This is a genomic window from Yoonia sp. MH D7 (assembly GCF_054439475.1).
On sequence record NZ_JBTJCF010000001.1, the window covers coordinates 409,061 to 428,204 of the forward strand.

General features: G+C 55.4%; 21 protein-coding genes. 17 read left to right on the top strand and 4 right to left on the bottom strand.

The features are described from left to right. Positions 1-19: 19 nt before the first annotated feature. Positions 20-229: a DUF1127 domain-containing protein gene (locus ACXLHR_RS01920; protein WP_458789861.1), complete on the bottom strand. Its 210-nt coding sequence runs from the start codon at positions 227-229 to the stop codon at positions 20-22. Positions 230-537: 308 nt separating this feature from the next. Between ACXLHR_RS01920 and ruvC the strand changes: the two genes are divergently transcribed. The 17 genes from ruvC to ACXLHR_RS02005 all read left to right on the top strand — a co-directional run bounded on the left by ruvC (position 538) and on the right by ACXLHR_RS02005 (position 16,332). Continuing rightward, positions 538-1,047: a crossover junction endodeoxyribonuclease RuvC gene (gene ruvC / locus ACXLHR_RS01925; RefSeq protein WP_458789862.1), complete on the top strand. Its 510-nt coding sequence runs from the start codon at positions 538-540 to the stop codon at positions 1,045-1,047. Then, on the top strand, positions 1,044-1,694 hold the full coding sequence (ruvA, locus tag ACXLHR_RS01930; RefSeq protein ID WP_458789863.1) for a Holliday junction branch migration protein RuvA: 651 nt from the start codon (positions 1,044-1,046) through the stop codon (positions 1,692-1,694). Before ruvC ends, ruvA begins: the two co-directional genes overlap by 4 nt. Positions 1,695-1,703: 9 nt before the next feature. Further along, positions 1,704-2,723, top strand: coding sequence for a Holliday junction branch migration DNA helicase RuvB (gene ruvB, locus ACXLHR_RS01935; RefSeq protein WP_458792442.1), 1,020 nt, complete (start codon positions 1,704-1,706; stop codon positions 2,721-2,723). Then, positions 2,716-3,327: a hypothetical protein gene (locus tag ACXLHR_RS01940; protein WP_458789864.1), complete on the top strand. Its 612-nt coding sequence runs from the start codon at positions 2,716-2,718 to the stop codon at positions 3,325-3,327. The genes ruvB and ACXLHR_RS01940 overlap by 8 nt, the downstream gene beginning before the upstream one ends. Next, positions 3,324-3,710, top strand: a complete 387-nt coding sequence (locus tag ACXLHR_RS01945; RefSeq protein WP_458789865.1) for a YbgC/FadM family acyl-CoA thioesterase — start codon at positions 3,324-3,326, stop codon at positions 3,708-3,710. Before ACXLHR_RS01940 ends, ACXLHR_RS01945 begins: the two co-directional genes overlap by 4 nt. A 91-nt stretch (positions 3,711-3,801) precedes the next feature. Further along, positions 3,802-4,476: a protein TolQ gene (gene tolQ, locus ACXLHR_RS01950; protein ID WP_458789866.1), complete on the top strand. Its 675-nt coding sequence runs from the start codon at positions 3,802-3,804 to the stop codon at positions 4,474-4,476. Continuing rightward, complete coding sequence (locus ACXLHR_RS01955) at positions 4,477-4,950, top strand: ExbD/TolR family protein (RefSeq protein WP_458789867.1); 474 nt, start codon at positions 4,477-4,479, stop codon at positions 4,948-4,950. 4 nt (positions 4,951-4,954) lie between these two features. After that, positions 4,955-6,091: an energy transducer TonB gene (locus tag ACXLHR_RS01960; protein ID WP_458789868.1), complete on the top strand. Its 1,137-nt coding sequence runs from the start codon at positions 4,955-4,957 to the stop codon at positions 6,089-6,091. Positions 6,092-6,190: 99 nt separating this feature from the next. Continuing rightward, the gene (gene tolB / locus ACXLHR_RS01965; RefSeq protein WP_458789869.1) at positions 6,191-7,507 is read left to right on the top strand and encodes a Tol-Pal system beta propeller repeat protein TolB; all 1,317 of its coding nucleotides are present in this window, start codon (positions 6,191-6,193) and stop codon (positions 7,505-7,507) included. Between the two features lie 74 nt (positions 7,508-7,581). Beyond that, positions 7,582-8,103, top strand: coding sequence for a peptidoglycan-associated lipoprotein Pal (gene pal, locus ACXLHR_RS01970; protein WP_458789870.1), 522 nt, complete (start codon positions 7,582-7,584; stop codon positions 8,101-8,103). Positions 8,104-8,114: 11 nt separating this feature from the next. Continuing rightward, positions 8,115-8,933 carry a tol-pal system protein YbgF gene (ybgF, locus tag ACXLHR_RS01975; RefSeq protein ID WP_458789871.1) on the top strand — a complete coding sequence of 273 codons (819 nt, stop codon included), beginning with the start codon at positions 8,115-8,117 and terminating at the stop codon, positions 8,931-8,933. Beyond that, on the top strand, positions 8,924-10,171 hold the full coding sequence (gene tilS, locus ACXLHR_RS01980; protein ID WP_458789872.1) for a tRNA lysidine(34) synthetase TilS: 1,248 nt from the start codon (positions 8,924-8,926) through the stop codon (positions 10,169-10,171). The genes ybgF and tilS overlap by 10 nt, the downstream gene beginning before the upstream one ends. Before the next feature lie 84 nt (positions 10,172-10,255). Continuing rightward, entirely contained in the window at positions 10,256-12,175 is a 1,920-nt protein-coding gene (gene ftsH / locus ACXLHR_RS01985; protein ID WP_458789873.1) for an ATP-dependent zinc metalloprotease FtsH, read from the top strand. Positions 12,176-12,292: 117 nt separating this feature from the next. After that, on the top strand, positions 12,293-12,655 hold the full coding sequence (locus tag ACXLHR_RS01990; protein ID WP_458789874.1) for a hypothetical protein: 363 nt from the start codon (positions 12,293-12,295) through the stop codon (positions 12,653-12,655). 153 nt (positions 12,656-12,808) lie between these two features. Next, positions 12,809-14,485 carry a formate--tetrahydrofolate ligase gene (locus ACXLHR_RS01995; protein WP_458789875.1) on the top strand — a complete coding sequence of 559 codons (1,677 nt, stop codon included), beginning with the start codon at positions 12,809-12,811 and terminating at the stop codon, positions 14,483-14,485. An 81-nt stretch (positions 14,486-14,566) separates the two neighbouring features. Beyond that, a complete protein-coding gene (folD, locus tag ACXLHR_RS02000; protein ID WP_458789876.1) occupies positions 14,567-15,460 on the top strand; it encodes a bifunctional methylenetetrahydrofolate dehydrogenase/methenyltetrahydrofolate cyclohydrolase FolD in 894 nt (297 codons plus the stop codon). Positions 15,461-15,750: 290 nt separating this feature from the next. Beyond that, positions 15,751-16,332, top strand: a complete 582-nt coding sequence (locus ACXLHR_RS02005) for a LytTR family DNA-binding domain-containing protein (protein ID WP_458789877.1) — start codon at positions 15,751-15,753, stop codon at positions 16,330-16,332. Between the two features lie 15 nt (positions 16,333-16,347). Here ACXLHR_RS02005 and ACXLHR_RS02010 read toward each other — a convergent pair whose 3' ends face one another. The 3 genes from ACXLHR_RS02010 to ACXLHR_RS02020 form a co-directional block, all read right to left on the bottom strand. After that, the gene (locus tag ACXLHR_RS02010; protein ID WP_458792443.1) at positions 16,348-17,658 is read right to left on the bottom strand and encodes an ATPase; all 1,311 of its coding nucleotides are present in this window, start codon (positions 17,656-17,658) and stop codon (positions 16,348-16,350) included. A 116-nt stretch (positions 17,659-17,774) separates the two neighbouring features. Beyond that, positions 17,775-18,260, bottom strand: a complete 486-nt coding sequence (locus ACXLHR_RS02015) for a prepilin peptidase (RefSeq protein WP_458789878.1) — start codon at positions 18,258-18,260, stop codon at positions 17,775-17,777. Positions 18,261-18,269: 9 nt separating this feature from the next. Continuing rightward, positions 18,270-19,127 (bottom strand): tetratricopeptide repeat protein, encoded by an 858-nt coding sequence (locus tag ACXLHR_RS02020; RefSeq protein WP_458789879.1) that lies wholly within the window; start codon positions 19,125-19,127, stop codon positions 18,270-18,272. Between the last annotated feature and the right edge of the window lie 17 nt (positions 19,128-19,144).

Sequence of the window (19,144 nt, forward strand, 5' to 3'; positions counted from 1 at the left end):
TATGGAAAGTTGGGGTGGCTTAGCGTGCAAGACGCTTTGCGATACCCTCGATGTCGCAATAGGACAGACCAATGTCGTCCAGTTCGCGTGCTGACAATTTCGAGAGAGATTTATGCGTGACGCGTTCGTCATTCCATGCTGCAAAGGCTGCAACTACGGATTTCGCAAAATATTTGATCGTTCCTGACAGAAACGCGGTGTTCGAGCGGGTGTTTGTTGTGGTTGCCATGAGACAATTCCTAGGTGATGCTGCAGGTGCAGCGTGGTTTTCAATACGGTGCAGCTAGTCACGTAAAGTCGATCTGACTAGTGCCTTTATTGCATGCCTGATATGCGTTTTTAGAATGGCTTATTATTATGGGATGATCATGTAAATAAGGCCTATGAACTGTCGTCTATCGCGTTTGCAGTGTCGGTTTCGGGCGTGTTTGCACGTGCAGCATAAATAGCACGATCTTTTAATGACTTGGTTTTTGTTCGCGTTTTGTGCTAATTTATTTCAAAGCGTCTGAAGGCGCGGCATTTTGAGGGCAGTGTATGCGAGTTTTGGGAATCGATCCCGGGTTGCGAAATATGGGTTGGGGCGTGATCGAAGTGCATGGATCACGTATCACGCATGTGGCAAACGGGATTTGCAATTCGCTTGGGACGGATGATTTGGGTGTGCGCTTGGCGTCGTTGCATTTTCAACTGACGGAAGTTTTGCGCCTTTATACCCCTGATACGGCAGCGGTGGAGCAGACGTTTGTGAATAAGGATGGTGCTGGCACGCTCAAGTTGGGCCAGGCGCGCGGGATCGCGATGTTGGTGCCTGCGCAGGCGGGGTTAAGCATTGGTGAGTATTATCCCAATGCAATTAAGAAGGCTGTTGTTGGTGTGGGTCATGCCGACAAAAAGCAGATTGATCATATGGTCCGGTTGCAATTGCCCGGTGTAAAACTGGCTGGTCCTGATGCCGCAGATGCGTTGGCGATTGCGATTTGCCATGCGCATCATGCACAATCGGCCGGACGATTGGCGCAGGCGTTAGCGAGGGCATCCGCATGATTGGGAAAATTTCGGGAATTTTAGAGTATCGGGGTGCAGATCATATTTTGATCGATGTGCGCGGTGTGGGCTATATTGTGTACGTGGATAATCGTGTGCTGGCGGGGCTGCCGAGCAATGGTGAGGCTGTCGCGCTTTATACCGATTTGTTGGTGCGTGAAGACAATCTTCAGCTTTTCGGGTTTACAACGCTCGTGGAGAAAGAGTGGCACAGGTTGTTGATGTCGGTGCAGGGCATTGGCGCGAAGGCGTCGCTGGCGATTTTGGGCACGCTTGGCGCGGACGGTGTGAGCCGTGCGATTGCGCTAGGCGATTGGAGTGCGATTGCCAAGGCCAAGGGTGTGGGGCCGAAGGGGGCGCAGCGCGTGGCGATTGAGTTGAAGGATAAAGCGCCGTCAGTGATGGCGATGGGCGGCACTGTGGCTGAGGCGTTTGGTGATGAGGTGATTGAGGCGGCACCCGTGCGGCGTCCTGCGCCACCCAAGGCGAACCCTGCGCAGGGCGAAGCGTTGTCGGCGTTGGGGAATTTGGGCTATGGACCCGGCGATGCGGCGGGAGCTGTGGCCGAAGCCATGGGTGCTGCGCCTGATCTGGATACGTCCGGGTTGATCCGTGCGGCCTTGAAGCTGTTGGCCCCAAAGGGGTAGTGGGTGTCTATGGAATCTGATCCCGAATTACGCCCTGAGCCATTGGCTGGTGATAGCGACCGCGCGCTGCGTCCGCAGACGCTTGCGGAATTTATTGGTCAGCACGAGGCCCGCGCGAATTTGAAGGTGTTCATTGAGAGCGCCAAGATGCGTGGCGAGGCGATGGATCATGTGTTGTTTCACGGTCCTCCGGGGTTAGGAAAGACGACGCTGGCGCAGATTATGGCGCGTGAGTTGGGTGTGAATTTTCGCATGACCTCTGGGCCTGTTTTGGCCAAGGCGGGGGATTTGGCGGCGATTTTGACCAATCTGGAAGCGCGTGATGTTTTGTTTATTGACGAAATTCATCGCCTGAACCCTGCGGTGGAGGAGGTTTTGTATCCTGCGCTTGAGGATTTCGAGCTGGATTTGGTGATTGGCGAGGGGCCTGCGGCTAGGACGGTGCGGATCGAGTTGCAACCATTTACGCTTGTGGGGGCGACGACGCGGATGGGGTTGTTGACCACGCCACTGCGCGACCGGTTCGGGATTCCGACAAGGTTGGAGTTTTATACCGAAGACGAGTTGCACGAGATTGTCACGCGCGGTGCGCGGTTGATGGGTGCGCCTGCCGAGGATTTGGGTGCGCGCGAGATTGCCAAGCGGGCAAGAGGCACGCCGCGCATTGCCGGTCGTTTGCTGCGCCGTGTGGTTGATTTTGCGATCGTTGAGGGCAACGGCAAGGTCACGCGCGAGATTGCGGATAGTTCTTTGACGCGGTTGGGGGTGGATCATCTGGGGCTGGATAATGCCGATCGCCGCTATTTGCGTTTGATAGCAGAGAGTTACGGCGGCGGACCTGTGGGGATCGAGACGATGTCGGCGGCCTTATCGGAGAGCCGCGACAGCCTGGAAGACGTGATTGAGCCATATTTGTTGCAGAAGGGGCTGATCCAGAGGACGCCAAGAGGTCGTATGTTAGCGCAGGCGGCGTGGCGACACTTGGGACTGGATGCGCCCAGATCAAAAGCGGACCTGTTTGATGATTGATGTATCCCCGTATTTTACCCGCAGCGATGGCGCGTATGTGTTTGCACGTTGGGGCGTGCCGATTGTGCCTGTGGTGTTTGGTGTCGATGATCAGACATTGGCGGTCTTTAAGGGGGCGATTGAGGCGGTTGTGGCGCTCGCGGGTCATAAGATGGCGGATTTTGATCCGAATTTGGGCACCAATTTGATGGTGTTCTTTTGTCGTGAGTGGGACGAGTTTATCGATGTGCCGCATTTGGAGCAGATGGTGCCTGATATTGCGCCGCTTGTTGATCGCTTGAAGGCGTTGAATGCTAATCAGTACCGGATTTTCCGCTTTGATAAGGCCGGGGCGATTGTCGGGTGTTTTGTGTTTTTGCGCATGGACGATGATTTGGCGCAGGCGCCTGCGGATATGTTGGCGTTGTCTCAGGCTGTGCAGGTGATTTTATTGTGGTCTGATGCGGCCTTTGCGGCTGTGCCGCCGCTGGCTGCGATCAATGGCAATGCGGTTATTCGCCCTGAGGTCGCGGCGATTATCGCAGCAAGTTATGACAGTGTTATGCCTGTTGCGGCGCACGATGCCAGTCATGCCTTGCGTTTGGGCGCGCGGATCACGCTATGAGCCACGAATTTGCGGTGCGTGTGTATTACGAGGACACTGATCTGGCGGGATTTGTGTATTACGCCAATTATTTCAAGTTCATTGAACGGGCGCGCAGCGAGTGGGTCCGTGAGCTTGGGGTTGATCAGGTGGCTTTGAAGTCGCAAGGGGTGGTTTTTGCCGTGCGCCGTGTTGAGGCCGATTACTTTTTGCCAGCAAATTATGACGATGAGCTGGTGGTGAAGACGGATGTGGAAAAACAGACTGGCGCGCGTTTGGTGCTGAAGCAGGTTGTTTTGCGCGGCGTTGTGCCGGTGTTCGAGGCGCTTGTGACCTTGGTTGCGGTCGGGCCGAACGGCGCGGCGGTGCGGCTTCCGGCAAACATTCGCCGAAACAAACTGTGATATCACGCCGAGTTGATAGATTTCATCTATCAAATGGTCTAATCTCGTCCTAATCAGAGCCCAAATGGGCCAAACAGGCAGAGCAGGCATTATGGAAGTAGCAACCGATTATACGATGTGGGCGTTGTTCGCCCGCGCGACATTGACCGTGAAACTGGTCATGCTGATGCTGATGGCGGCGTCCGTGTGGTGCTGGGCAATCATCGTCGATAAAATTATTCAAAACCGCAAGGCCCGCGCCGAGGCAGAAGTGTTCGACCGCGCGTTTTGGTCGGGCGAGCCACTTGATGCGTTATTTGACCAGATTGGCACCACGCCGCAGGGCGCGAGTGAAAAGGTGTTTGCCGCGGGCATGTTGGAGTGGCGGCGTTCGCACCGTCAGGATGGCGGGCTGATCGCCGGTGCGCAGGCGCGGATTGACCGCTCTATGGATGTGGCGATCAATAAAGAAGCACATAAGTTGCAAAAGGGTTTGCCGGTGCTGGCGACTGTTGGATCGACCGCGCCGTTTGTGGGCCTGTTCGGAACCGTTTGGGGCATTATGAACGCCTTTATCGAAATCGCAGAATCGCAGACGACGAACCTTGCTGTTGTGGCTCCGGGGATTGCCGAGGCGCTTTTGGCGACGGGTCTGGGGCTGTTGGCGGCTATTCCTGCTGTTATTTTCTATAACAAACTGTCGGCGGACACTGATCGTATCGTGTCGGGCTACGAGGCCTTTGCCGATGAGTTTGCCACCATTCTTAGCCGTCAGTTGGATAGTTAAGTGGCTGCGGGTGTTATCAAATCAGATGGCGGCGGTGGGCGTCGTCGTCGCGGTGGCCGCCGTGCGCAGCCGATGGCCGAGATCAACATCACGCCGTTTGTTGACGTCATGCTGGTGTTGTTGATTATTTTCATGGTTGCGGCCCCGTTGATGACAGTGGGGGTTCCGGTGGAATTGCCGAAAACCGCTGCGAATGCTTTGCCGTCCGATCAGGAAGAACCGTTGACGGTGACGCTTACGGCGGATGGTTTGGTGATGATTCAAGAGACCGAAGTGGACCCAGCGCAACTGGTGGAACGTTTGCAGGCGATTGCAGCCGAGCGCACGTCGGACCGGATTTTCTTACGGGCTGATGGTGCAAATTCGTGGAATATAGTGGCCGAAATTATGGGCGCGCTGAACGCGGGCGGGTTTTCGAATATCGGGTTGGTGACGGATATTGCCACCCCCGTGTCCGGCGGCGCGAGCGAGTAGCACCGTGCAAACACCTGGCACATATGTCTCTGCGGTTGGCCATATCGGTTTGATTGGCTGGTTAATCCTCGGATGGGGATTAAGCAGCGAGCCGCTGGACTTTGAGGTTGCAGAAGTGTCGGTGGTGTCGGGCGAGGAATTTGCAGCGTTGGTTGCAGCATCGACGCCGAATCCGGGCGACGCGCAGCCCACCGAGCCTGTGGTCCCGATCGAGGAAGAGACGCCTGCGCCGCCTGCCGACGTGACGCCGCCCGCGCCTGTGGAGCCACCCGCACCTGTAGAGCCACCTGTTGACGAGGCCCCGCCGCCTATGCCGCCTGAGCCGCCTCAAGAGCCTGCCGAGGTGGTTGATGTCGCGCCTGCGCAGCCGACTCCGCCTGCGATTGCAGAACCTATGCCGGATTTGGATGTGCGTCCGCAGCAGCGTCCGGTGCCGCGCGTGGCCCCCGAGGCTGTGGCACCGCCGCCGCCTGACGCGGCCGTTGCGGATGTTGTGCAAGAGGCGGTTGTGCCTGACGAAACTGTGGCCGCAGAGGTGGCCGAGCCTGCGGTGGAGCCAACCGCGCCCGAGGAAGCGGCAACCGAGATTGTGATTGCTGACGAGACCCCTAGCGGGGCAGTTGAGACGTCGTTGCGTCCGCAGACCCGTCCGAACCGGCCTGCTCCTGTGACGGAAACACCACGGCAAGAGGCGGAGGTGACGGCCCCGCAAACGCCTGCGCAGACCACCAGTGCCAGCAGTGATAATGCAGCAGATGCGGCAGTTGAGGCCGCGTTGGCAGCGGCAATGGCTGCGGCGTCCAGTCCGAATCTGGCTGCGGGACCACCGATGACCGGCTCCGAGAGAGAAGGGTTTCGTGTGGCTGTGAATGCCTGCTGGAACGTCGATCCCGGTTCGCAGGCGGCCCGCGTGACGATGGTGGTCGGATTTCGTTTGACCCCAGACGGAAAAGTTGACGGCGATGTGCGCCAGATTTCAGCATCTGGTGGTGACGCCGGTGCGACGAAGATTGCCTATGATAGTGCCCGTCGCGCGATTTTACGTTGCGGTGCAAGCGGTTACGATCTGCCTGCGGATAAATACGACCAATGGCGCGATGTTGAAATTACGTTTGACCCGTCGGGAATGAGATTGCGGTAGGCGGTCGAGCGCGCAGTGGCGGAGTTTTCTCCTTTGCGTTATGTTATAAACAGCTATGAACAAGTGCGGATTGAACCGCGACAGGAAACGAGGCGAGTGATGTTGAAGCGATTGATGATTGTGATACTGGCGATGGTGCTGGGCGGGGCTGCGGTTGCGCAAAGTGGCCCGTTGCGCCTGACCATCACGGATGGTGTGATTGAGCCGTTGCCATTTGCGGTGCCAAATTTTCAGGCGGAAAATGCCGAAGCGACGCAAGTGGCTGCGGATTTGAGCCGTTTGGTGGCGCGGGACCTGTCAGGCACCGGACTGTTTCGTGAGATTCCAAGCTCTGCGTTCATCTCGGCGCATGACAGTTTTGGTCAAACGGTTGCTTATCCCGATTGGCGTGCGATCAATGCACAGGCGTTAATTACTGGTGCTGTTACGGTTTCGGGCAGTCAGCTGGTTGTGAAATTCCGTCTGTTTGATGTGTTTTCGGGTGCGGAGATGGGCGGCGGGTTGCAGTTCGCCGGTACAGTTGAGGGCTGGCGCCGCATGGGTCACAAGGTTGCCGATGCGGTTTATAGCCGGATCACGGGCGAGGGCGGTTATTTTGACAGTCGTGTGGTTTATGTGGCCGAGAGTGGTCCGAAAGACCAACGTCAAAAGCGGCTGGCGGTGATGGATTATGACGGTGCGAATACTCGTTTTCTGACTGATAGTGGTTCTATTGTTCTGGCTCCGCGGTTTTCGCCATCGGGTGATCGCGTGCTCTACACCAGCTTTGAGAGTGGTTTTCCACGCATCAACATTCTGGATGTTGCCTCGGTTGGAACGCGTCAGTTGACCACAGCACCCGGTGAAATGGCGTTTAGCCCACGGTTTTCGCGTGACGGCTCGCAGGTGATTTACAGTTTGGCGAATGGTGGCAACGCGGATATTTATCGCTCTGATCTGAATACGGGTGCGTCGACGCGCCTGACCGAAGCGCCCTCTATCGAGACCGCGCCCAGCTTTTCACCAGATGGTAGCCAGATCGTGTTCGAGAGTGACCGCTCGGGTGGCCAGCAGTTGTATATCATGTCGGCAAATGGCGGTGATGCGCGCCGGATTTCGTTTGGCGACGGCCGCTATGCCACGCCGGTTTGGTCACCCCGTGGTGATCTGGTCGCGTTCACCAAGCAGAACGCGGGTCGTTTTCACATCGGTGTGATGCGCACCGATGGATCCGAAGAGCGGTTGCTGACGGCGTCGTTTCTGGATGAGGGTCCAACATGGTCGCCAAATGGTCGTGTGTTGATGTTTATGCGTGAAACACAAGGTGCTGGCGGCACATCGTCGCTATATTCCGTCGATATTTCGGGACGCAATTTGCAGCCTGTGCCAATTCAAGGCGCCGCTTCCGATCCGTCGTGGGGGCCGCTACAACCGTAACACAGAGTTATTTCCATGAGGGCAGGTTACGTGTTAACCTGCCTTCAAAGAGCAGTTAAAATGGGACAATCCTTATGAATTTCTTGACCAAAGTTGCCGTACTCGGCTTGGTTCTTACGACCGCCGCCTGCACACGCCCTGACCGGTTTGGTGCGGGTGACGGCGCGGGCGCAGGCGCGAACGGGCAGATCGACCCGAATGCCGGCATGACTGGCGCGAGCGATCCGCGCAGCCCGCTATATTTCAACCAGACTATTGGTGATCGTGTGTTGTTCACGATTGATACATCCACGTTGACTGATGAGGGCAAATCGATTTTGAACGGTCAGGCGAGCTGGTTGCAGACCAATTCCGATTACCTTGCGATCATCGAAGGCCATGCCGACGAGCAGGGCACACGCGAATATAACATCGGTCTAGGTTTCCGCCGTGCCAATGCGGTGCGCGAGTATCTTGTGTCGCAAGGTGTGCCGACAAACCGTTTGCGCGTCACCAGCTACGGCAAAGAGCGTCCTATTCAGGTCTGTTCGCAGGAATCCTGTTATGCGCAGAACCGCCGCGCTGTGACGGTTATTTCTATCGCGTCATTAAGCTAGGAGGCTAACTGATGTTTCACCGTATTGCATTGATTGTAGCACTTGGGTGGGTCGCCCCGGCGGCCTATGCCCAAGATCAGACGTTGGCAGATATTCGTCAGCAAATGACGGTGCTATACGGTGACGTGCAACGGCTGCGCACGGAATTATCTACGACGGGCGCGCTAACCAGTGGTGTTGTGGGTAACACGCCGCTGGACCGTTTGAACGCGATTGAGGCGGAATTGGTCCGTTTGACGTCAAAGACCGAAGAGGTCGAAAATCGTGTAAACCGGATTACGCAGGACGGCACCAACCGCATTGGCGATCTGGAATTCCGGTTGTGCGAATTGGAAACAGGGTGTGATATTGGCAGCTTGGGCGAGACCCCGAGTTTGGGCGGCGTGGATAGCGCGATGAGTGTGCCGACAGCGGCCCCTGCGCCTGCGCCGAGTGGTCCGGCGTTGGCAATTGGTGAAAGTGAAGATTTTACGCGGGCGCAGGAGGCGCTCGCATCCGGTGACTTTCGCGGCGCCGCGGATCAGCTTGAGACCTTTAGCACGTCCTACCCGGGCTCTCCAGTAGCGCAGGATGCCGCGTTTTTGCGCGGTCAGGCGTTTGAAGGATTGGGCGAGATGACCAATGCGGCGCGTGCCTATCTGGAAGCGTTTTCCAGTGATCCTGCTGGTGATAAGGCCCCTGAAGCCCTGTATAAGCTGGGGTTTTCGTTGGGCTCGATTGGTCAAGTGCAAGATGCATGTTTGACGTTGGCCGAAGTTGGTGTTCGCTTTCCTGGCAGTGCAGCAGAGATGGACGCGCAGACCGCGATGGCCTCTTTCGGATGCAGCTAACACCTGTTGAGGGTGACGATGTGCGGCTGGTGCATTGGATAGGCCAAGCGTTCGCAAAGACCCCTGAAAAGATCGGGATTGCTGTCTCTGGTGGCGGCGATTCTATGGCGATGTTGCATTTGTTTGCCCGTTGGGCAGCAAAGACCGGTCATAAGATTGCGGCTGTGACGGTGGATCATGGTTTGCGTGACGGGTCGGATAAAGAGGCGGCGGACGTGGCTGCGTTTTGTGCCGCGATTGGCGTGCCGCATGAGATTTTGCACTGGCAGGATTGGGATGGTCACGGCAATTTGCAGGCTGTGGCCCGCGATGCGCGCTATCGTTTGATGGCCGATTGGGCCCACGCAAATGATGTGGGTGGTATTGCGATTGGTCACACCAAGGATGATAGCGCCGAAACCTTTGTGATGCGTTTGACCCGTAAGGCGGGGATTGACGGTTTGGCGGCGATGGATCGTGAGTTTAGCCGTAACGGATTGGATTTCGCGCGGCCTTTGTGGATGTGTACGCGTGTGGAGTTGCGCGATTACTTGACCCGTAATGACGTGCCTTGGGTTGATGATCCGTCAAATGATGACATTGATTTCGAGCGTATTCGTGTGCGCAAGGCGCTTGGCGCGTTGGCGGATTTGGGCGTTGGATCGGATGCGTTGCAGCATACGGCGATGGCTATGCGCGGGGCGCGCGATGCCTTGGACTATTATACAGGTGTTGAGGCTGTTCGGCACGTGACGGCGGTTGCCGGTGATTTGGTGATGCCGATGGCGCCTGATTTGCCTGTTGAAATGATCCGTCGTTTACGCACCAAGGCCATTCAGTGGATGGGGCGGATGCCGTATCCGCCGCGATTGACATCGATGCAGCATTTGATGGAAGGCTTGTCGCTGGAAGGCAAGCATACCTTGGGCGGCTGTATTGTGACGCTGGTAGATGGGCAGATGCGGATCGGGCGCGAGCCGAATGCAGTGCGCCGCGAGACCTGTACCACGGATCAGATTTGGGACGGGCGATGGGGGTTTGACGGGCCGCATCAAGCGGGTTTAGAGATTCGCGCGCTGGGTGAGGGCATCACGGAATGCCCTGATTGGCGTGAAACCGCGCTACCGCGTAGCAGTTTGATGGCAAGTCCTGCAATTTGGCACGGTGAACGCCTTGTTTCTGCCCCTGTTGCAGGGTTAAACAACGGCTGGCAGACGCGGATTGTCGCAGATTTCCATTCTTCAGTGGTTGGACATTGAAGATTAGGTTTTAGCGTCTATTTTAGTGGAAACGTTTGACGCGGCATCGGTCGCCTCTCTTTCCCGAATTTAAGGAGTGTCCCCTTGGGCAACACACGTAATATCGTCTTTTGGGTTGTCCTGTTCCTGTTGGTGCTGGCCCTGTTCAATTTGTTCAGTGGCACCACAAATACCGGCATGAGCAATGGCAAAAGTTACTCCGAATTTGTGACAGCTGTTGAGAGCTCTGGGGTGGCACAAGCGACGCTGGACGGCGAGCAAGTACGTTACCGTGGCACTGATGGCCGCGATTATGTAACAATTATTCCGCGCGACGCAGCGGTGTCCGACCTGTTACTAGAGAATAATGTGCCAGTGGATGTGCAGGCGCAAACGCAGTCTGGTTTGCAGACCTTCCTCGTTGGTATGTTGCCGTTTGTTTTGCTGATTGGTGTCTGGATCTTCTTTATGAACCGGATGCAGGGCGGCGGCAAAGGTGGTGCGATGGGTTTTGGGAAATCCAAGGCGAAGTTGCTGACCGAGAAGCATGGTCGTGTCACGTTTGACGATGTGGCTGGTATTGATGAAGCGAAAGAAGAGCTCGAAGAGATTGTTGAATTTTTGCGCAACCCGCAAAAGTTTAGCCGTTTGGGCGGCAAAATTCCAAAAGGTGCGTTGCTAGAAGGACCTCCGGGGACTGGTAAGACGTTGCTGGCGCGCGCGATTGCGGGCGAGGCGGGGGTTCCGTTCTTTACGATTTCGGGGTCTGATTTTGTCGAGATGTTTGTGGGTGTTGGTGCGAGCCGTGTCCGCGATATGTTCGAACAAGCCAAAAAGAACGCGCCTTGTATTGTGTTTATCGACGAAATCGATGCGGTGGGTCGTTCGCGCGGTGTTGGCATGGGCGGCGGGAACGACGAGCGCGAGCAGACGTTGAACCAGTTGCTGGTCGAGATGGACGGCTTTGAAGCAAATGAAGGTGTTATCATTATTGCGGCGACAAACCGCAAAGATGTGTTGGACCCTGCGTTGCTGCGCCCTGGTCGTTTTGACCGTCAGATCACGGTTGGCAATCCTGATATCAAAGGTCGCGAAAAGATTTTGCAGGTGCATGCCCGTAAAACGCCGCTTGGCCCTGATGTTGACTTGCGCATTATTGCGCGCGGCACGCCCGGGTTTTCGGGTGCGGATTTGGCCAACCTTGTGAACGAGGCCGCCTTGACTGCGGCCCGTGTGGGGCGTCGTTTTGTGGCGATGCATGATTTTGAGCAAGCCAAGGACAAGATCATGATGGGCGCGGAGCGTCGGTCTATGGTGTTGACCCAAGACCAGAAAGAAAAGACCGCTTATCACGAGGCTGGCCACGCGATTGTGGGCATTAGCCTGGAAAAATGTGATCCGGTTTATAAGGCCACGATCATTCCGCGAGGCGGTGCATTGGGCATGGTGATGAGCCTGCCAGAGATGGACAAGTTGCAGATGTTCAAGGACGAAGCCGAGCAGCGTATTGCGATGACCATGGCGGGTAAAGCGGCCGAGATCATCAAGTATGGTGCGGATTCGGTATCGTCCGGTCCTGTCGGTGACATCATGCAGGCCTCGTCTTTGGCCCGTGCGATGGTGATGCGTTACGGCATGTCCGACTTGGTTGGTAACATCGATTACCAAGAAGCGGCGGCTGGCTATCAGGCGAATGGCGGCGCGGGTGGTTTCTCGATTTCGGCGAGCACAAAAGAGCTGATTGAAAGCGAAGTGAAGCGTATCATCGACGAAGGTTACGCGACTGCGGTCAAAATCCTGAAGGCGAAAAACACAGAGTTTGAGCGCCTTGCACTGGGATTGCTGGAGTATGAAACGTTGACGGGTGCGGAGATCGAGCGCGTTATTCGCGGCGAAGTCCCTCATATTGATGAGGACGAGGACGATAAACCAACGGGTGGTAGTTCGATTACGGCGGTGCCCAAGACCAAGCCGAAAAAACCGAAAGCCCCTGATGCGGGCCTAGAACCAGAGCCAACGCCATAAACAGATAACGCCGTCCCGCAGGGGGCGGCGTTTTTCGTTGATAGGTGGTGTCACAAAACTGCATTTGATCCCTGCGCGGCGGCGCGTTACCACTGCGCAAACGCTTAGGAGAGCATTATGCCTGCACTGGCCCGGACAGAACAATATGGCGAAATTATCTGGCTCGGGCGGGTTGATCCTGCGGGCGGATTACGCAGTTCGGCGGTTGATGCATTGACGTTGACATATGCGGGGACAGAGGGCGAAGCGCATAGCGGGTTGACGCGCGCGTCCTGCGTGCGGGTGAAGTCGCAATGGCCGAAGGGTACCGAAATTCGCAATGTGCGCCAATTGTCGGTGATGTCTGCGGAAGAGATTGCGACGATCGCTGCGGACTGCGGCTTGGATTATTTGGATCCCGCGTTGTTGGGATGTTCAGTGGTTGTGCGCGGGATTTCTGATTTCACGCATGTGCCCGATCAGCGCGCGTGGCGCCCCTGATTTGCGCATTTGGTTTCGGATCCGAAACGCAATTCACGTTGCAGACGATTCTAGCGGGCAAAATGTCGTAATCGCGGTGTGATGTTGTGGCCCTGCTGGTTAGACATAGTGCATAACCCAAGGGCCGCAGGTCCACGCAGAGGAAAACAACACATGGCTTACAAGACTGATATCGAAATCGCTCGCGCTGCGCATAAACTACCCATTCAGGAGGTTGGCGCAAAGCTGGGCATCGGCAGTGAAGATTTGCTGCCTTACGGCCATGACAAAGCAAAGGTCAGTCAGCGCTTTATTGATTCTGTGCAAGACCGCCCGAATGGCAAGCTGATCCTTGTGACTGCTATTAACCCGACCCCTGCGGGCGAGGGAAAGACGACCACGACCGTAGGTTTGGGCGATGGTTTGAACCGGATAGGCAAAAAGGCAGCAGTGTGCATTCGCGAGGCGTCGCTTGGGCCGAACTTTGGCATGAAAGGTGGTGCTGCGGGGGGCGGCATGGCGCAGATCGTGCCAATGGAAGATATGAACCTGCACTTTACCGGTGATTTTCATGCGATTACATCGGCACATAACCTGCTCTCGGCGATGTTGGATAACCATATTTATTGGGGCAATGGTCTGGATATTGATATTCGGCGTGTGGTGTGGCGGCGTGTCTTGGATATGAACGATCGTGCCTTACGGCAGATCAACGTCAGCTTGGGGGGCGTCGCAAACGGGTTTCCCCGCGAGGCCGGTTTTGATATCACGGTCGCGTCCGAGGTGATGGCGATCCTGTGTCTGGCTAAGAACCTGACCGATTTACAAAGTCGTTTGGGCGACATGATCGTGGCCTACCGTCGTGACCGTAGTCCGGTGTATTGCCGCGATATCAAGGCCGATGGCGCGATGACGGTGTTGTTGAAAGACGCGATGCAGCCGAACCTTGTGCAGACGCTAGAAAACAATCCGGCCTTTGTGCATGGTGGCCCGTTTGCAAACATCGCGCATGGCTGTAATTCGGTTACGGCCACCACAACTGCATTGAAAATTGCGGATTATGTGGTGACCGAGGCGGGATTCGGTGCCGATTTGGGTGCGGAAAAGTTCATGAACATCAAGTGTCGCAAGGCCGGACTTGCACCTGACTGCGTGGTGTTGGTAGCGACAGTGCGCGCGATGAAGATGAACGGCGGCGTGGCCAAGCAGGATTTGGGCGATGAGAATGTTGCAGCGGTGAAGGCGGGCTGTGCCAACCTTGGCCGTCACATTGGCAACCTCAAGTCGTTTGGTGTGCCGGTTGTAGTCGCGATTAACCATTTTGTGACCGATACCGACGCGGAAGTGCAAGCGGTCAAAGACTACGTCAAGACCCAAGGGTCCGAGGCAGTTTTGTCCCAGCATTGGGAATTCGGATCCAAAGGGTCAGAGGATCTGGCCAAGAAAGTAGCGCAGGTTGCTGAAAGCGGGGTGTCTAATTTCGCGCCGCTTTATCCGGATGATATGCAGTTGTTTGACAAAATCGACACCATTGCCAAGCGGATTTACCATGCTGACGAGGTTATCATGGATCAAAAGCTGCGCACCCAATTGAAGGAATGGGAAGAGCAGGGTTACGGTCATTTGCCAATTTGCATGGCGAAGACGCAGTATAGCTTTACCACCGACCCAACGGTGCGCGGTGCGCCGAAAGGTCATTCGGTGCCTGTGCGTGAGTTGCGCATGTCGGCTGGTGCTGGCTTTATTGTAGCGATTTGCGGTGAGATTATGACCATGCCTGGCTTGCCTCGGGTACCGTCAGCCGAGAATATCCATCTCAATGACGCGGGCGAAATCGAAGGCTTGTTCTAAACAGCCAAGTGCGTGCGCAATGGATTTGATACTCTTTGCGCACGCGTTTATTAAGACAATATTACATATCGGAAGTGCCTCATGACAGCGACAAAAATTGACGGAAAAGCCTATGCAGTGACCGTGCGCGCAAAAGTTGCAGCGCATGTCACACGGTTGAAAGACGAGCATGGCATCACGCCCGGGCTCGCTGTCATCTTGATCGGCGAGGACCCTGCAAGCGAAGTTTATGTGCGCAACAAGGGCAAGCAGACGCTGGAAGTGGGCATGAATTCGTACGAGCACAAGCTGCCAGCGGATGTGTCCAAAGATGAGCTTTACGCTTTGATCGCCAACCTGAATGCGGATTCTGCGGTGCATGGAATTTTGTGCCAATTTCCTGTGCCTGCGCATTTGAACGAGCAAGAGATTGTCGCACGCATTGACCCCGCCAAGGATGTTGACGGTCTACATGTGATGAACGCGGGTCTGTTGGCGTCGGGTCAACGCGCATTGGTGTCTTGCACGCCGCTGGGCTGTTTGATGTTGTTGCGTAGCCAGTTGGGCAATTTGTCGGGCATGAATGCGGTGGTCATTGGCCGCTCTAATCTGGTTGGCAAGCCATTGGCACAGCTTTTGCTTGGCGATAGTTGCACGGTCACGATTGCGCATAGCCGTACCAAGGATTTGCCTGATGTTGTGCGCCGCGCCGATATTGTGATTGCCGCTGTGGGACGTCCGCAGATGGTGGTTGGCGATTGGATCAAGCCTGGGGCGACGGTGATTGATGTTGGTATCAACCGCATTGATAAGCCTGATGGCGGCACCCGATTGGTAGGTGACGCCGATTATGCAAGCTGTGCCGAGGTTGCCGGTGCGATCACGCCAGTACCGGGTGGTGTTGGTCCGATGACGATTGCGTGTCTGCTTGCCAATACAATTACGGCCTGTTGCCGCGCTAATAATCTGCCTGAACCAGAGGGGTTAACCGTTTGATGTCAGGAAAGTTATTAGCAAATCGCTAATTTCTTTCTCTTTCCCCCTTCTTTCATTCTTACCAACGGGTTACCCATAGCGGTAATGATGTGACCGAGTTTTGTTTTGGGGGGAATGTGGCACGTTTATGGACCTTATATTCCGACCGCACGTTTTCACGCAATGCGTTGCTGATGACGGGCCTCATCTATGCTATTTGCGTACTTTCAGGGCCTTTTGGCACTTTTGAAAGCTGTACATTACCCACCAGGGCTGCGTATTGGGCGCCAATTGCCACTCTTGCGCTTTGTGTGAGCGGGGTCAGCTGTCTTGCTGCAATGCTCTTGTTTCCGCGCTGTTTGGGGGTACCACATGCCTTGATCTCGGCGGGATTTTTTACGGTACTTTATAGTCCGATTCTATTTGCGCTGACGTCAACAGATCTGTTTTGTCATTTGAAGGTTGATGTGCCGACGTCGCATTTATTTGCGACAGTGGGTGCGATGGCTGGCCTGTTGGGAATTTGGGGGTTGGTTTTTAAACCCGAAATCAGCGTGACTGGCGACATCGCCGCACCGCGCCCACGTTTATACGCTCGCCTGTCAGAAATCGGCGGTCGCATGATCACCCGTATCACGGTGCAAGACCATTATGTTGCGATCCACCTGTCAGACGGAAGTTCACAGCGATTGTTGATGCGGTTCACGGATGCGGTGAATGAGATGGATGATGCGGACGGATTTTGCACGCATCGCTCGCATTGGGTCGCCCGAAATACGGTCACCTCGGCTATCAAGGATGGCGCAAAAGAATTTGCGATCCTACAGACGGGCGAGCGTATTCCGGTTAGCAAAACCTACCGCGAGAATTTGGTTCTCGCGGGTTTTCTATAACCGAAGCGATACTGCTTACCTGACGATATCTTCGTCTTCGACAAACATATTCGCCCAAGCCCTGTCGATCAGCTCTGGCGTCATCTGGTTGGGAATACCTTCAAAGTTACAGATCGCGATCATCTGGTCGATCAGGAAAACAGGTTGGTAGTTGGCATAGACATTGTCGATCTCGGGGTAGCGGTTATTGAGCAAGTGGATCAGCGTTGCCTCATCAAGCGGCATCTTTTTCTTGCGCGCGACCATGGCAAAAATTTTGAGAAAATCCCCCTGTGACGGGCCATCGATTTTGATTTTATAGAAGATGCGTCGCAGCGCCGCTTTGTCAAAAATTGCGTTGGGATGGAAGTTGGTCGAGAAGATCACCAGCGTATCGAATGGCACTTCGAATTTCTCGCCCGATTGCAGCGAGAGAATATCTTTGTTCTCTTCGAGCGGGACAATCCAGCGGTTCACAAGTGTCTGCGGCGGTTCTGCCTGACGGCCAAGATCGTCCACGATGAAAATACCGCCGGTTGATTTAAGCTGTAACGGCGCCTGATAGGTCCGCGCGATCGGGTTGTAGACGAGGTCGAGCATGTTCAGCGTCAATTCCCCGCCCGTGATTACGGTTGGCCGTTCGCAGCGTACATAGCGCGTGTCATAGCGCCCCGATGTGCGGCGCAGGCTGTTGGGGTCGTCGATGTCCGCCTCGGCGGCAGAATGAACGATTGGATCGTAAACGGTGATAACCTGTCCCGAATATTCAATCGCGCGTGGTACATAAATTTTATCGCCTAATGCGTCCCTGATGCCGTTGGAAATCGAAGATTTCCCGTTGCCTGGAGGGCCATACATCAAAATAGAGCGACCAGCCCCGACAGCGGGGCCAAGGTTGCCCAGCAGAGCAGGGGGCAGGATAAGATGGCCCATCGCATTGGAAAGCTGATCGCGGGTGATGGAAATATTGCGGATCGATTGGCGTTCAATTTGTTCCCGGTAAATATCCAGCGGCACGGGCATCGCGCCAAAATATTCGGATTGTTTCAGCGCATCTTGCGCACGCGCCTTACCTTGATCGGTCAACTGATAAGCCATTTCATTACCTGATCCGGCGTTCATGTTGCCCATGGCCTCGATCAGACGTTGTTGACGACACAAATCGACCAGTTCTTGCACGACGTTAACGGGCAGGCAGACGACGCGGCTCATCTCGGTGACAAGATTTGCGTTCATACGGAACATGGATTTGATCAGGATGTCGCGCATCATCGCAAGCGGCAGTTTCATCTGTGCCAGCGTTTTGGGCGCGGGAGGCGCCATCACTGTAGAGGTTTGCATGTTCATCTGTTGGTCTGCCTTTACCTTTTGCACCGCTTATGGCGCTTTTATGGTAACTATTGCGGCAGTTTGTGGCGAAATGATGGATAAAGCCGTGCTTTTTGTGGCTTTGTCGTTTTGTATTAGCTTTCAAAGAACGGCAGCAGCAAGTAAAACACCAAAGTCATACCAAGCGGCAGGCCCATTGGAAAACGCCGTCCGGCGGTCCAGCTTTCCCATTCTGGCACTAAACGGCGCAGTGGACTATACATTGCGATCCGGTGCGTGATGAAGCCGGTGATCACGCAGGCGATGAAAACCCACGCTAGGGTGATAATATCGTCCAGCAAAATATAGGGCGCGGCGGCGGCAGCGAATTTGGCGTCACCTGCGCCCATCACCCCCGCGGCGTTCAGAATAAAGCCCGCGACGAGCACCACAACGAGGTGCGTCCACTGCCACAGGTAGACATCAAAGGGCAGCGCTATCAGTCCAAGAACCGCAAAGCCGGCGACTAATGCGCCGACAGCCACATTGGGGATTTTCATAGTGCGCATGTCGTTCCACGCCACAAAAATACAGATGGGCAAAGCGGCAATCAAGAGCCATGCGGAGGCAGAAGCGGTCATATACATCGATTAGTTCGCGACGTTATCTTCAAGAGCGCGCAAAGATCGCACGGCCTCTTCAAAGTGTTGTGGATGCGTGTCGATGGCTTCGCGCAGCAATCCTTTGCCGGTGGTCACATCGTTTTGCTTGATCGCGGTCAGAGCCAATGTGTGCAGCAATTGCGCGCGCTCGATCTGGGTCATTGGGACAACGGGAAGATCATAGTTGCGCTGTGCGCCACGGGCCAGAACAAGGTTGTTTTTAGCGGTGAACATGCCGCTGTCGTGACGGATGGCATCGGAAAACAACCGCTCGGCCTCGGAATATTTCCCACGGGTCAGCTTTGAGAAGCCCCAGTTGTTCATCACGCCAGCGGGGGTTGTTGTCAGGCCAACAGCAGTCTCGTAAAAACTATCTGCTTTGTCCCACTGTTCTTTGCTATCTGCGACAATGGCCTCTAGGCGGTAGCGCTTGTAAGTCTCGAATGTAGGCGGGATCGTGTTCAGCGTGGCGGCCGCCTCGTCCCAAAGGTTGTTGCGGATATAGGCATCAGCTAATTCGACACGATCGTCATCGGTAGCCTCGGCGTGGGTGGTCACGGTTTTCCACGCCAGCAAAGCCTCGGGTGCGCGGCCGGCGCGGATCAATGATTTTGCTAATCCGCGTTGCAAATCAATCCGGCCCGGATCGTTTCTGTTTGCACCAGCAAAATAATTGACCGCCTCGTCGGGGTCCCCGATTGTCAGCATCACATCGTTGAGATTTGTCTCGTCTACGACATTCAAATCCTGCAATGCGCGTTCGACCTGCGCGTCGCCTGATTTGTCACAGGCTGTCAGCCCAAAGAGGGCCGAAGCGGCGAGTGTCATTATGATAGGGTGGCGCATTTTTGCGTCCTTTACTG